The 13,888-nt window shown below is 57.6% G+C and carries 10 protein-coding genes and 1 pseudogene; 5 read left to right on the forward strand and 6 right to left on the reverse strand.

Annotated features, from left to right (window positions below; translation table 11 throughout):
* On the forward strand, positions 1-3,771 hold the full coding sequence (locus QA648_RS32255) for an AAA family ATPase (protein WP_283054560.1): 3,771 nt from the start codon (positions 1-3) through the stop codon (positions 3,769-3,771).
* Between the two features lie 99 nt (positions 3,772-3,870).
* Here QA648_RS32255 and QA648_RS32260 read toward each other — a convergent pair whose 3' ends face one another.
* Positions 3,871-4,071 carry a hypothetical protein gene (locus tag QA648_RS32260; protein ID WP_260305930.1) on the reverse strand — a complete coding sequence of 67 codons (201 nt, stop codon included), beginning with the start codon at positions 4,069-4,071 and terminating at the stop codon, positions 3,871-3,873.
* Positions 4,068-4,793, reverse strand: a pseudogene (gene ligD, locus QA648_RS32265) (non-homologous end-joining DNA ligase); the annotation flags it as partial. The pseudogene ligD and the gene QA648_RS32260, both read right to left, overlap by 4 nt.
* A 65-nt stretch (positions 4,794-4,858) precedes the next feature.
* Between ligD and QA648_RS32270 the strand changes: the two are divergent.
* Positions 4,859-5,644, forward strand: coding sequence for an IS6 family transposase (locus QA648_RS32270; RefSeq protein ID WP_283054561.1), 786 nt, complete (start codon positions 4,859-4,861; stop codon positions 5,642-5,644).
* A gap of 164 nt (positions 5,645-5,808) precedes the next feature.
* Positions 5,809-6,084, forward strand: coding sequence for a hypothetical protein (locus QA648_RS32275; RefSeq protein ID WP_283054562.1), 276 nt, complete (start codon positions 5,809-5,811; stop codon positions 6,082-6,084).
* Positions 6,085-6,216: 132 nt separating this feature from the next.
* On the opposite strand, the gene QA648_RS32280 is transcribed toward QA648_RS32275, so the two are convergent.
* From QA648_RS32280 to QA648_RS32295, 4 genes are all read right to left on the reverse strand, one after another.
* Complete coding sequence (locus tag QA648_RS32280) at positions 6,217-6,495, reverse strand: HU family DNA-binding protein (RefSeq protein WP_283054563.1); 279 nt, start codon at positions 6,493-6,495, stop codon at positions 6,217-6,219.
* A 612-nt stretch (positions 6,496-7,107) separates the two neighbouring features.
* Positions 7,108-8,436: an APC family permease gene (locus QA648_RS32285; protein WP_283054564.1), complete on the reverse strand. Its 1,329-nt coding sequence runs from the start codon at positions 8,434-8,436 to the stop codon at positions 7,108-7,110.
* A 73-nt stretch (positions 8,437-8,509) separates the two neighbouring features.
* Positions 8,510-9,271, reverse strand: coding sequence for an N-formylglutamate amidohydrolase (locus QA648_RS32290; RefSeq protein WP_283054565.1), 762 nt, complete (start codon positions 9,269-9,271; stop codon positions 8,510-8,512).
* Between the two features lie 2 nt (positions 9,272-9,273).
* The gene (locus QA648_RS32295) at positions 9,274-10,650 is read right to left on the reverse strand and encodes an aminotransferase (RefSeq protein ID WP_283054566.1); all 1,377 of its coding nucleotides are present in this window, start codon (positions 10,648-10,650) and stop codon (positions 9,274-9,276) included.
* A gap of 426 nt (positions 10,651-11,076) precedes the next feature.
* Here QA648_RS32295 and QA648_RS32300 point away from each other — a divergent pair, with 426 nt between their 5' ends.
* Both QA648_RS32300 and QA648_RS32305 read left to right on the forward strand, forming a co-directional pair.
* Complete coding sequence (locus tag QA648_RS32300; protein ID WP_283054737.1) at positions 11,077-12,468, forward strand: glutamine synthetase family protein; 1,392 nt, start codon at positions 11,077-11,079, stop codon at positions 12,466-12,468.
* Between the two features lie 24 nt (positions 12,469-12,492).
* On the forward strand, positions 12,493-13,881 hold the full coding sequence (locus tag QA648_RS32305) for an aldehyde dehydrogenase family protein (protein WP_283054567.1): 1,389 nt from the start codon (positions 12,493-12,495) through the stop codon (positions 13,879-13,881).
* The last annotated feature ends 7 nt before the right edge of the window (positions 13,882-13,888 follow it).

The following is a 13,888-nucleotide window of genomic DNA, read 5'->3' on the forward strand; positions in this document are numbered from 1 at the left end:
ATGCGGATATTGGCTATCCGCGGCGAGAATCTGGCAAGTCTTGCCGCGCCCTTCGAGATCGATCTTGCCGCAGAGCCTCTTGCAGGTTCGGGTCTCTTTGCCATCACAGGCGAGACCGGCGCCGGGAAATCGACTATCCTCGACGCGCTCTGCCTCGCGCTCTATGGCGAGTATCCACGCGTCTCGGTTAACCGTCGTGAAAATACCCCCGATCCCAGCGGAGAGGCAATTTCAATTCATGATGGCCGGGCGATCCTGCGTCGCGGCGCTGGGAGCGGATATGCCGAGGTAGATTTTGTCGGCCAGGATGGTGAACGCTACCGCGTCCGCTGGGAGGCCAATCGGGCGAGGGGGCGAGCAAATGGGCGGCTTCAGAATGAGCAGCGCGCGTTGTATCGACTTGACGACGGCAGTGCGGTGGCAACTGGCAAGACTCAGGTCCGCGAGGCCGTAGAGGCGAGAACCGACCTCACGTTCGATCAGTTTCGTCGAACGGTGCTGCTCGCACAAGGCGAATTTGATGCCTTCCTGCTCGCCGCCGAGAGCGAGCGTGCGGAATTGCTCGAGAAGATCACAGGCACCGAAATCTACGCAGCGATCTCGGTCCGCGTTCATGATGGCACCGACGCACGACGAAGAATTGTCGAGCAACTGGAGCAGCGTCGGAACGACATTGGACTTCTTGATGACGAAGCCATGCAGGCGCTGCTGGAGGAGCAAAGCCAGCTTGCTTCGACCATTGCTCAAAAAGGTGCTGACCGCGATCAACAGAGCGAGCGATTGGATCATTTCAAGCGCGTCGCTGCTGCTCGCGGCGATCTCGCACGGGCTGAGGCCCAGGCGGTCGCAGCGCGCGCCGCACGCGAAGCAGCCGGCAATGAGTATCAATCTCTTGCCGAGTTCGATCTCGTCGAGCCGCTTCGTCCGCTAGCGGGTGATGTACAAAATGCACGACGGACGGCAGCGGAGGCCAAGACCCGTCTCGACGGCTTGCTCATTGCGCGCGAGGAAGCGCGGACGCTGGATACAGCGTCTACAACGCAACTGGCGGACGCGGTAACCGCCAACGTAGCGGCAGAAGACGTCCTCAAGAACTTCGGTCCCCTTTGGAGCGAAGCCGAAAGGCTCGACGCCGAGCTGACGACAGCTCGGACGGAGTTTAACGATGCGGTGGAAAAATCGCAGCAAGCGGAAACTACACTGCGCGATAAGGCCAATGCGCTGGCCATGATTGATCAGGCTCTCGGTCAGACATCAGAATCGTACCGCACAACCGCGGCGCAATTAAGCAATCAATCGGATCGCGTTCTTCTTGCTGATCGTCTTGGCGATGCGATGGACTTGTTGGCGAAGCGGGGAGCGCTCCAGCAGGAACACGCTACAGTCACGGTGGCGGCCGTTGGAGCGGAAGAAACAGCGACGCAATTGCAAAGTGAAATAACCACCCTGTTGGAAAAGCTCACCGAGCATCGTGAGAGAAAGAATGGCCTAAGTCGTGAAATCGCTGATCGAAGAGCCGGTCTCGCTGGCATCGACGAGGCGACGCTCCACGAACGAGACATCGATCTGCAGCGCGCGCTCGACGCTCTGCGCGAGGCAAGTACCGTCTGCGACCGGCATACTCGAGCATCGGCAGATCTAACACTGCTAGAATCGGAACACACGCTGGCGGCGCAAGAGGTAAGCACGGCGAAAAGCCAAATTGTTGAAGCCGAAGCGGACCAGTTCCGCGATCGGACCGCACGTGCGGAAATTGTTCCAATTGCAGAGCTCGCCGACGAGGCTGTCTCATCTGAGGCCATTCATCTGCGCAGCCTGCTGGCACCAAATTTGGCCTGTCCGGTTTGCGGCAGCACCGACCATCCGCATCTTGCGCATCCCAGCGCGCTGAATGAAATTGCTGCTAGGCTTCGCCGCCGACGCGAAGAACTCGATGCCGCGTTGACCACGACGGGCCAGCGATTGGACGCTGCAACGCGCGCGCTCTCCGCTGGAGAAGCTCGCCAGACGGAGACAAGCCGCGGAATCGATGTGGCGCGCGGACAAATTCTGGCTGCCAATAGCGCTTATGGCGAACAGTTGTCGTCCTTGAACGATCTCTGCACGAAGGCTGGGATCGAGGAGGGTGTACCTCCCGTTCTCGATGACCAAGCTGCGTCGAAACTGGCGGCCCATATCTCAGTCGCGATCGCAGAACGATCAGCCATTGCATCTCCACTCGCAAATGCGCGCCATCTTCGGACTGAGATCGACGGTTTGCAACGGGAGCATGACGCGCTCGGCGAGGCGATCGAGACAACCGCGCGGTCCATCGACCAAAAACGTTCTGATTTCCACGCCGCGCAATTGAAGACAACTGAGTACACGGTCCAGGCAGCGGGCCTTGCTGAGCGCCTCATTTCCATTCGCCGTGAAATCACGCCGTTTCTCGCTGCAGCAGGTCTGGCCGTCGACGACCTCGATGTCGATCCCGCCGGTGTTAGCGTTACGCTGTCAACAATCGGGACGGAGTATGCTGCCCTGCGCGAACAGGTTGGCCAACTTGAAATGACGCTCCAGCGTTTGGCGCCCGAGCGTGCAGCCGCGGGCGCCTCGCTTGAGCACGCGCAGGGGCAGGTGTCGACGACGGCACTTCTTCTTGATCAACGTCGCATGGCCGAGGGAGAGAAGGCGCGCGCCAGAGCTCAACTTCTCGATGGCGAGGCGACAGCAAGCCACCGGACTCGGATCAATGAGGCTTGCCGGACCACTCGTGAGGCGCTCGCGCTCGCGCGCGAGACGAAATCCGCCACCGATGCAGCGTTCCAGGCGGCCGGCGCTCGTTGCGACGAGGCCGCCGCTGGATTGGAGACCGCCAAAGGCCGCAGTGCTTTAGCCGAAGAGGCCTTCAACGCTGCGTGCCTAGATATTGCTCGCTCGTCAGACCAGGTTGCCGCTCTGATCGCAACCGACCCAGCTTTGACCAGAGCGTTGCGGGTCCGAATTCAGGAGATCGACCGAGGCGTGAACGATGCCGGTACCGCAGTGCTTACGCGCCAGAATGACTTACACCGGGCGTTGGAAGGTTTCGACGAGACCACCGATGCAGAGGCGTTGGGCGCAGTCGTTGCGGCATTGGCAACAGAAATCGGAGACTTGCAACAACGAACAGGTGTGCTTGCTGCTACGCTCGCGCGAGACGACGAGGCACGCCGCGCCGCCGCAAATCTATCTGCGGAAATCGACGCCGCGAAAGCGGAACTCGCAATATGGCAGGCAGTTGACGATGCTGTCGGCTCGGCCAGCGGTGATCGCTTCCGTCGCTTCGTGCAGAGCATCACACTCGACCACATGGTGCAATTGGCGAACGATCACCTCCACGCATTGACCCCCCGCTATAGACTCGCGCGGGGGGCAGCTTCCGATCTCACTCTGCATATCATTGATCGAGACATGGGCGACGAGGTCCGCGGGACCCGAAGCCTGTCAGGCGGTGAACGTTTTCTGGTCTCCCTTGCGCTGGCGCTGGCTTTGTCAGGTCTCGAAGGACGATCTTCTTTTGTCGACACACTATTTATCGATGAAGGCTTCGGATCGCTCGATGCGGAGACGCTCGACCTGGCAGTAGATGCGCTGGAAACCTTACAGGGTAGAGGTCAAAAGATTGGTGTCATCACGCACGTCGCCGCCATGATCGAGCGGATCGCCGTGCAGGTCCGCGTCGAAAAACGTGGGGCTGGGCGATCGGAGATTAGAGTTTCAGACGGATCGACGCCGACATGGCCCATGTAATGCTTCAACACAGTATTTTCATAAATATCAATAGCTTGCTAAATTGGACGACGTGTTTGCAGTTCGATTCCTTTCAAGGCGCTCGCAACGAACAACCGGCTAATGTGCGATGTGCATTGATGGCAGCCCGGTCAGACGACAGAAAGTCTCAAACCAAAACTTGTAGTCTTCGTTTCGTTGGTCAGTTCGAGCTTGAAGAGCGCAATAGGCGACAGCGGTCGCGGCTTTTGCGCCAAACAACTCGACCGCAGCTTCTGCGGCGCTATCCGGATCACTAATGTTTTCGAAAATGCCCTTCATGCCGATTCCCCGCCAATTCGATAGACTGCCGCGTTATCCTGTCTTTCACGCAGGCCCTTGTATGAGGCGTGCCGAAGTTTTCCATCGTGCGTCCAAGCTCGATACTCGATTTCAACGATTAGGGTCGGCTGAACCCAGATCGCGCCTTTGCGCTTAAGCTCGACGGGCGGTTTCGCCGTCTTGATCTTATCGAGATCCTGCCGGAGACGGATTGTCACGCTCTCTTTGAACCCGGTGCCTACGCCGCCGACATAGACGAGATCGTCGCCGCGATAAGCGGCGAGCAGTAATCGGCCAATACCGCCCAGCGCCGCCGCGGAAGGTTCATAGCCGATGATGGAAAAGCTGTCGCTTCGGACGCATTTGATCTTGAGCCAGTCACCGAGACGGCCCGATCGATAGGGCGCATCGAGCTTCTTGACAATAAGCCCCTCGAGCCCGTGCTCGCAGGCTGACGCGAACAGCTCGTCACCATCGGCTTCGATCGCTTCGGAAAGCCGGATGGCGCCGAAACTGTCCGCCGGAATGATGCTCTCGAGCATCTGCCGGCGCTCGGAGAACGCCATTCGCCGGAGATCGTGCCCGTCGAGGTACATGACGTCGAAGGCGAAGAAGATCGCTTCCCCGGCACTTCGGTTGCTGCCGCGGCCGCCGAGCGCCTGCTGCAAGGCGCCGAAATCGGAGCGGCCCTGTTCATCGAGCACGACGGCCTCACCTTCGAGGGCTCTGTTGCAAAAAATTCGGTTGATGCCCGAAAGAGCGGCGAAGATTTTGAGCGAGATTTTTGATGAGCGATTTCAAGTGGCGTCATTTTCAGGGCGAGATTATCCTTTGGGCAGTGCGATGGTATTGCCGTTATGGCGTCAGCTACCGCGACCTTGAACAGATGATGGGTGAACGGGGCGTCGTCGTCGATCATTCCACGATCTATCGTTGGGTCCAGAAGTACGCGCCGGAGATCGAAAAACGGCTGCGTTGGCACTGGCGTCGTCCGCAATCAACGAGTTGGCGTGTCGACGAAACCTATGTGAAGGTTCGTGGCCAATGGACATACCTTTACCGGGCCGTCGACAAGCACGGTAACACGATCGATTTCTATTTGTCCCCGACCCGCAACGCCAAAGCCGCCCAGCGCTTTCTCGGCAAGGCCCTGAACGGTCTGAAGGATTGGGAAAAGCCAACCGTGATCAACACCGACAAAGCTCCGACTTATGGCATCGCCATCGCGCACTTGAAAGCGGAAGGCAAATGCCCCGGCGAGCTTGTGCACCGGCAGGTCAAATATCTGAACAATGTCGTCGAGGCTGATCACGGCAAGCTGAAACAGCTGATCAGGCCGGTGAGAGGGTTCAAGACGCTGAAAACGGCCTATGCGACGATCAAAGGTTTCGAGGTCATGCGAGCCTTGCGCAAGGGCCAGGCTGCGATTTTCAATCTGACGGGTGACGTTCGTGGCGAAGCCCGTATCGTTGAACGGGCTTTTGGCATCGGACCGAGCGCCCTGACGGAAGCTGCGGCATTGCTCGCTCAGAATCTCGAAAACCGCCAGGTTGCGAGGTATTCAACGTCCTAACCTCCCGCCGTCTTGACCAAAATGGAAATTTGCAACAGAGCCAGCTTTACATCCTCTCCAGTTGAGATGGTGCTAAAGTACCATCTTAACGATTGTCGGTCGAGGCGTGACAAAAGAGAGCGAATCTGCTTCTTCCTACTTAAAGCATTTTGGAAGGCGCTAATATGGATGGAGCAGAAAACGATCTGCGTTTGATCGCAGTTATGCGGCGCTACTTCGCTGTTAAGGAGGAGCTCGCAGATTTGAAGTTCTCGCTTGAGGACAAGCGAAAAGCGGCCGGAATTGCGGTAGGTGATTTTTATCACGTCCGTACCGAAAACGAGCATGCCGACGATGTCAGTCGCACGGTCACGCTAAGAAGGGAGATGGAGTTTCTAATGCGCCTCGCCGAAGGCTGGTCGAGGGGAGACATCATTCATCTCGCCCCATCAGCCGACTGATCGGGCAAGCGCTCAAGATATTGATACGGCAGAACCTATCCAGCGGCCAATCAACGCCACAGATGTGGATCCACGTCCAGCTGCCAAACAGAGGCGAACAGCCTTGCTCGACCGAGCAAGGCTGTTCCGTTGTCAGTTATTCAGCGCATCTTTCAGCGCCTTGGCCGGCTGGAAGGTGAGCTTCTTTGCAGCTGCAACTTTGATCATAGCGCCGGTCCCCGGATTGCGCGCTTCACGCTCCGGCGTGTCCTTGACCTTAAACTTTCCAAATCCTGGGATGGACGTCTCTGCGCCGGAGGTCGCTGCAGCGGTAATGGATGCGAACACAGCCTCCACGACCGCCTTGCTCTGAGCCTTGGTGAGGTTGTGATCGACGGCGATCTTGTCTGCGATTTCGTTGGTAGTGGTCATGACGGTTCCCCTTTTTGAAAACGGGGTAATAGGTTTCATTCGCGATGGTTGTTGTCACCTGCCTCCGTCGTTCGAAAGGCACTGAATCCCGCCATTTCCACAAGTTCCGACGGGCGAAGCCTTTTGCATGCTTCTTGCACGCCACGTCCGGCAGGTGCTTGCAGGAGAGCAGCAGTCTTTGTGTTCTCGTGGTTGAGCACGGAGTTGCATATCGATTACGAAGAAATGGCGGATTTAACTCCTCAACGGGGCTGCAAATCTCTTCAAACTTGAAACAGCCACGATGGGTCAATTCTCGAGGAACTCACTCGACGGGAGCTCGTCATTGGCGGCGATTGCCTCTGTCGCGAAATAACTTATCGTTCCAGAGGGCGACATGGACGCTGGAAGACAGTAACTTCGCACACGATCGTAATAGATCGATAGATTGACCTGTGCGGAACATTGCTGGACGCCGGCAGGCCAGGAAATCGGCCCCCGCTGCAGGTTGTGCTGACTGGATAAACCTCGTGGCTATAACACCCGACGAAAGGGACACGAGGCAGCGCGATGAGGAACACTACTGCCTTGCACCAGCGGGGCTATCTTTGAATAGCCCCGCCTGCGATTGCGTTATGCTTCGGTCGAGATGGTTGGCAGCGGGCGCTTAAACACGCGCGTTTTAGCCAATAGGTACACGACTCCGATTGCCAGCCAGGAGAAGCCTAGTTCGATGGCAAGCTTGTCGAGGCTGTAGAAGAGGCTTGCGCAAAATAGCGCGCCGGCTGAGGAGATAAGAATGAGGATCATTCGGCCACCATTCCGTTCTTCCGCGTTCTTCATCAGATATCGAACGACGCAGGCATTTACAGCAAAGAACGCTGTAAAGGCGCCGAAGTTGATGAACGCCGTCGACGTGGATATATCGAACTTCATTGCGGCGAGCATGACCAGCCCAACCAAGACAATATTGACGATCGGCGTCTTAAGACGCGGGTTCACATAAGCGAACGGACTGGAGGGAATGACATTGTCTCTTCCCATGACCAACAGCAGTCTGGAAGCGCTGGCATGCGCGCAAAGTCCAGCCGCAAAAAACGCGACTGCGACCACGATCGTGAATACCGTCGTGAAAGCGGGGCCACCCACCTGGCCAACGATCTCGTATGCGGCGGTGTCGATGCTATCGAAGGTCAGTGAAGGATGCGTGACCATCAGAAGGTAGGTGGAGACCATGAAGATTGCTCCACCCAGAAGAGTTGCGATCATGATGGCACGCGGGATCGATTGCCGCGGATTTACCGTCTCTTCCGAAAGAGTGGAGATCGCATCGAATCCAAGAAAGGAATAGCAAGCAACCGCGGCTCCGGCCATGATCATGGACCAGTTGGTTTCCGCATTGGTAAAGGGCTTTACAGACAGAATCGCGCCGTCAGGAGTTTGCAGAATCGCCATCACGCAAAGATATCCAAGCATCGCCACCATCACGAGCTGGATCACCATAATGACCAGGTTGACGGTGTCCGTCAGCTTAATGCCAAGGATGTTGATGATGGTCGAAAGAACGGTAACGCCTACGACCCAGACGGGGAACGGAATGCTCGGATCAAGCGTCGAAAGGCTGGTGGCAGTCAGAAGGCAAATGACCATCGGAATGAAAAAATAGTCTAGCAGGAGCAGCCACCCGACGATGAAGCCCGAGGCGGGGCCAAAGACTTTCGACGTATAGGTATAGGCCGATCCGGCAATCGGTGTACGCGCGGCCATGAAGCCGTAGCTGACAGCGGTGGCGAGCATAGCAATTGTTGCGACGAGATATGCAGTGGCGACGGCTCCGCCCGTCTTGACGGCGATTGCGCCGAATGTCGCGATGACGACCAGCGGCGACATGTAAGAAAGCCCAAACATCGCTGCGGATGTCGTTCCCAGCCTTCGATCGAGCTTTACTTGCCCATTTGACATTTTTTGTTCTCCTCTGTGGTTCGTTGGAGGCCAGCGTCCGCTGGGTAACCAACGGACGTCAGCCGGAGGTTGCCTATCGCTTATTTAGGGTGAGCATTCCTTTCAGAATACGGTTGAAGCGGCTTGCCCAGTCCGCTTCACCTTCATCATTCGAAATTAGGTCGTTTCGAATCTCAATCATCGCACCCGCAAACCCGTAAGGGAGAGTGTGACGCTCAATCGTATGATAAACGCCATCCGTCGGCGCGTAGGGCTCATTGTCACCGACAACCAAGTCAGGATCGTTCGACAGGCGATCGATCAGATGGTGAGAAAGACGGGTGTCATGATTGTGGAGAATCCCCACGTGCCAAGGACGCGGCACGCCCTTATAGACGGGGGTAAAGCTGTGGATCGAAATGACCCACGGTGAGCGGTGAGTTCGCTTTCCAACGACCTTTTCCAAAGCCGCGTGAAAAGGCTGATAGATGGCATCGCAGCGCAGGAGACGGTCTGCATCCGAGAGCGATTTGTTGCCCGGGATTTCCGTTGCCTCGCTCAGCTTGACGATTGATCCCGGATGATCTGGCTGGCGATTGATGTCGAGGACCAAACGGGAGACGGTCGCGAAGACAAGCGGTGCATCCAGCATATCGGAGAGTTTTTTGGCCACCCCGAGGGCGCCGGGATCCCAGGCAATATGCTCGACAAGCTTCTCGGGAGGCAGGCCCAGTCCATCCAGATGCGGCGGCACGTAGTTGGACGCGTGCTCGCAGACCAAAACGATCCGCGAGCTGCCATCCTCATTCCGGACACTGACAGGCGTGCGACCGTCGAGGAAGGGTAGCGCGTCCATTGTTACGCGACCTTCTCTTTGACGGCGCCGTAGACGCTGTCCAGGACTTCCTTGAGTACTCCGAGGAGGTCCTCGATCTGGCTTCGCGTCGAGATGAACGGGGGTGCAAGCACGACGGAGGCTCCGAGCGGTCGAATGATGAAGCCGCGATCCCGGGCTTCCTTGGCGATCCTTTCGCCGATGCGCAGATCACCGGAGAAGGACTGTTTCGTCTTCTTGTCAGCCACGGTTTCAAGTGCGCCCATAAGGCCTAGGCCACGCGCTTCGCCAATCATAGGATGATCAGCAAGCGCACGAAGCCCCGACTGGAACGTCTCGCTGACAGACTTCACGTTTTCGAACACGCCTTCTTCCGTGATGATCCGGATGGCTTCGAGTGAGATTGCACAGCCTACCGGATGTCCGCCCGTGGTGAATCCGTGAGGGAATTCCTCCCAGATCTCGCTCGCGGCGGTAGCTCGCTTGTCGATGTCTGCGGAAAGCATCACAGCGCCCATTGGGAAATAGCCGGCCGACATGCTTTTCGAGGCGACGATGATGTCCGGCTGCTGTCCGACCGCGAGCGTGCCCCAGAGGCTGCCCGTACGGCCGAAGCCGCAGATCACTTCGTCGGCGATCAGCGGAATGCCGTACTTCTTAAGGATCGGCTGGATCTTTGCGAAGTACGTCGCTGGCGGAACGATCACGCCACCTGCACCCATCACGGGCTCCGCAAACATGCCAGCAATGGTCTCCGGCCCTTCCTTCAGGATCGTTGCTTCGAGGTTACTCGCGAGACGCGCTGCAAACTCCTCGTCGCTCTCGCCCGGGAGTGCGAAACGCCATGCGTGCGGGCACTCCAATGTGACGATCTCCGGACCCGGCAGGCCGAAGGCCTTGACGTAGTCCTTGCCCGTGAGGGCCGAAGCCATAACGGTGGCGCCGTGATAGGCATTCTTGCGCGTGAGCAACTTCCGGCGATCAGGCTTGCCCTCGGCCGCCCACATCATCCAAAGCAGTTTCACGATCGATTCGTTCGCTTCCGAACCCGAGTTCGTGAAGAACACGCGGCTCATCGGGACAGGAGCGAGCGCCAGCATCCGTTCGGCAAGCTGCACCGTCGGCTTGGAGTTGCGTCCGAAGAACGTGTGGTAGCCCGGGAACTCCCGATACTGCTTGATCGCTGCATCCGTCAGGCGCTGCTCGGAGAAACCGAGCGTCATGTTCCAAAGGCCCGAATTTCCTTCGAAGAAACGCCGACCACTGGTGTCAACGATATAGGGACCTTCACCATGATCGATGATCACCGGGCCATCGGCCTTGAGAGAAGGAAGATCGGTGAATGTGTGGAAGAAGCTCGTCGCTTCGCGGCGTTCCCAGGATTGGGCTGCAATACTCATGAGGTCTCCTCCAATTGAGACGATGGCTTCGCTTTTCTTCAATTGCGTTTTGATCGAACAAAACACTAAATGAATGAAACACCATCTTGCGCAATATGTCAATTCGTGATCAAAGTGCTTTTCGTGAGTTGAGCGAGTTTTTATGTCTTCCGGTGAAGCAAAGTGTCCGGATAGCATCGAAAACACCCCGAAGAACCGCCAAATCTGCGGTTTTGTGGTGTTCTTGCCAGTTTGACACCATAGCCGCTCGCTCGCGTAGGCTGCTTCACCGATCCGCTGCGCGCGAAATCGGATGTGTGCGTTTCACGCATGCAAGATACAATAGGCGTTGAGCGCCGGGCCCAATATGAGGAAGGGTCTTCTTTGGAGGAGAAGAGATTGAACCACGAATTTTTCTCGAACCGCGACGCGGTGCGGCTGCCTGACATGGGCGGCCAGGCGTTGAACGAGACACTCGCCGGCCGCTTAACCCTGGAGCAGCTCCAGACCGCGGTTTCCAATGGCGAGATTGACACGGTCATCGTGGCGATGACGGACATGCAGGGGCGTTTGATCGGAAAACGCCTGACTGCACGCTTCTTCCTCGAAACCAATGTTTCGCCCCAGCTATTCTGCGACTACTTCCTCGCAACCGATATGGAGATGACGCTCGTCCCCGGCTACGAGTCGGCCTCCTGGGAAAAGGGGTATGGAGACTTCGCGCTCGTGCCTGACATGTCCACTCTGCGCGCCATCCCCTGGCTTCCCAAGACAGCGCTTGTCCTTTCGGATGTAACGACGTCCAACGGTATCGCGCTGGAACATTCCCCTCGGCAAGTCCTTCGCAGACAGCAAGATCAGCTCGCAGAGCTTGGTTTTGCCGCAGACATGGCTGCGGAGTTGGAGTTCTATCTTTTCAACCAGACGTTCGACGACGCGAGATCGTCGAAGTACGAGAACTTGAAGTTCTCGAGCTGGTATCCTGAGGACGGTCACATCTTCCAGACGTCAAAGGATGAACCTTACATCCGTGCAATCCGCAATCTGATGGAGCGGGCCGATATCCCTGTTGAAGGATCGAAGGCTGAATGCAGCCCAGGTCAACAGGAGATCAATCTTCAATACGCCGAGGCCCTCGAGACTTGCGACCGTCTTGTCCTTTACAAGAACGGATGCAAGGAAATAGCCCACCAGATGGGCAAGTCAGTCAGCTTCATGGCAAAGCTCGGCGCGGACCTCTCGGGAAATTCATGCCACATCCATTTGTCGCTCCGCAGCCTCAAGGATGGAACGCCTGGCTTCCATGATGCGACGGCAGATGATGGAATGTCGGCTCTCTTCAAGCACTTCCTCGCGGGCGCGATAAAGCATGCTCCGGCGGCGACCTATTTCTACGCGCCCAACATCAATTCGTATAAGCGGTTCACGGCCGGGACGTTCGCGCCAACTCGCCTGGCGTGGTCCGTCGACAACCGTACAACCGCTTTTCGTGTTCTCGGAAAGGGCAAGTCGATTCGGTTCGAATGCCGCGTTCCAGGCGCCGATGCGAATCCGTATCTCGCATTTGCTGCATTGATTGCGAGCGGCCTTCGCGGCGTGGAGGAAAAGCTTCCTCTCGAGGAAGCCTTTGCCGGAGACGCCTACACTGCGGACAACGTAGCGCGCATTCCGGGAGCGCTTTATCGGTCGCTTGATGCGCTTGAGCGTTCCGGTCCGTTTCGTGAAGCCCTCGGCGAGGATGTTGTGCGCCATTACCTCCACTGCGGTCGCTGGGAGCTCGGCGCTTTCGAGGGTGCGGTCACTGATTGGGAAAAGCTACGGCTGTTCGAGCGCTGCTGAGCCGGGAAGAGGAGGAGAAACAGCATGTCATCATTTGAAACGATTACCCCTATCGACGACAGCGTCCTTCTTACCCGGAAGCGTCACACCGACGCGGACGTCGACGCTGCTCTCAGCAGGGCTGCCGTGGGATTCGAGGAATGGCGCAGACTGTCTATCGCTGACCGTGTCGAGATACTGTTGCGCGCCGTCCGCGCCTTCGTCGAACGCAAGGACGAAATCGCACGCGAGATCACTGACCAGATCGGGCGACCGATCGCATATAGCGGCGGCGAGGTGAACGGTTTCGAGGCCCGTGCGCATACCATGTTATCGTTGGCACCAGACGCGCTAGCCCCGATTGTTCCAAACGCAATGGATGGCTTTGCCCGTTCCATCCGTCGCGCTCCGTTAGGAACGGTCGCTGTCCTGGCTCCTTGGAACTATCCGTTCCTAACCGCGGTCAATGCCGTTATCCCGGCGCTGGTCGCGGGCAATGTCGTTCTGCTCAAGCATTCTGATCAAACGCCCTTAGCGGCTGAAAGAATGGATGAGGCGTTCCGAGCAGCGGGCCTGCCCGATGGTGTCTTCCAGTACCTGCACATCGATCACGATCAGGTCGCCAAAATGGTTGCAGATCTGCGCGTGGCTTACGTCTGCTTCACGGGCTCGGTTGCCGGCGGGCGCGCCGTCCAACGCGCCCTGGCTGAGACTTTCAAATCAGCAGGGCTCGAACTCGGAGGCAAGGATCCCGCCTATATCCGGGGAGACGCCAACATCGACCACGCCATTGCCAATGTGGCCGATGGAATCTTTTTCAATTCAGGCCAGAGTTGCTGTGGGATCGAGCGTGTCTATGTTCACGAACGCCACTTCAAGACAGTGGTGGATGGGCTTGTCGCCTACGCAGAGCAGCTGAAACTTGGAGATCCGCGCGACGCCGCGACCACCCTCGGGCCGATGGTCAAGGCATCTGCGGCCGATTTTGTCAGGCGGCAGATAGGCAAAGCCGTGGACCAGGGCGCCAGGGCACTCGTCGATCGCCGCAAGTTTGCTGCAGACAACGGGAGAACGGCGTATCTTGCTCCTGCGGTTCTCGTGAATTGTGCGCATACGATGTCGATCATGACAGAGGAAACGTTCGGACCAGTCGCAGGCATCATGCCGGTGAAATCCGACGCCGAAGCTGTGCGCCTCATGAATGACAGCAGGTATGGGCTCACAGCTTCCATCTGGACCGCAGATCCGGACGCTGCCGAAGCGATCGGTGAGCAGCTCGACACGGGAACGGTCTTTATGAACCGATGTGACTTCCTCGATCCCGAACTCGCGTGGACGGGCGTGAAGGACTCGGGAAGAGGGGCAACCCTGTCGCGTGTTGGATTTGACTATCTGACCCGTCCTAAGTCGTATCATTTCAAGCTCAACGTCTGAGGTGCGC

Origin of the sequence: Rhizobium sp. CB3171 (assembly GCF_029714265.1) — a bacterium.
Lineage (GTDB): Bacteria > Pseudomonadota > Alphaproteobacteria > Rhizobiales > Rhizobiaceae > Rhizobium.

Bases quoted from the DNA above. Each gene is read 5' to 3' on its own strand.
- QA648_RS32290 (WP_283054565.1), bottom strand. From the start codon at position 9,271: ATGGACGCGCTACCCTTCCTCGACGGTCGCACGCCTGTCAGTGTCCGG.
- QA648_RS32270 (WP_283054561.1), top strand. From the start codon at position 4,859: ATGAGCGATTTCAAGTGGCGTCATTTTCAGGGCGAGATTATCCTTTGG.
- QA648_RS32295 (WP_283054566.1), bottom strand. From the start codon at position 10,650: ATGAGTATTGCAGCCCAATCCTGGGAACGCCGCGAAGCGACGAGCTTC.
- QA648_RS32280 (WP_283054563.1), bottom strand. From the start codon at position 6,495: ATGACCACTACCAACGAAATCGCAGACAAGATCGCCGTCGATCACAAC.
- QA648_RS32305 (WP_283054567.1), top strand. From the start codon at position 12,493: ATGTCATCATTTGAAACGATTACCCCTATCGACGACAGCGTCCTTCTT.
- QA648_RS32275 (WP_283054562.1), top strand. From the start codon at position 5,809: ATGGATGGAGCAGAAAACGATCTGCGTTTGATCGCAGTTATGCGGCGC.
- QA648_RS32255 (WP_283054560.1), top strand. From the start codon at position 1: ATGCGGATATTGGCTATCCGCGGCGAGAATCTGGCAAGTCTTGCCGCG.
- QA648_RS32260 (WP_260305930.1), bottom strand. From the start codon at position 4,071: ATGAAGGGCATTTTCGAAAACATTAGTGATCCGGATAGCGCCGCAGAA.
- QA648_RS32285 (WP_283054564.1), bottom strand. From the start codon at position 8,436: ATGTCAAATGGGCAAGTAAAGCTCGATCGAAGGCTGGGAACGACATCC.
- QA648_RS32300 (WP_283054737.1), top strand. From the start codon at position 11,077: ATGGGCGGCCAGGCGTTGAACGAGACACTCGCCGGCCGCTTAACCCTG.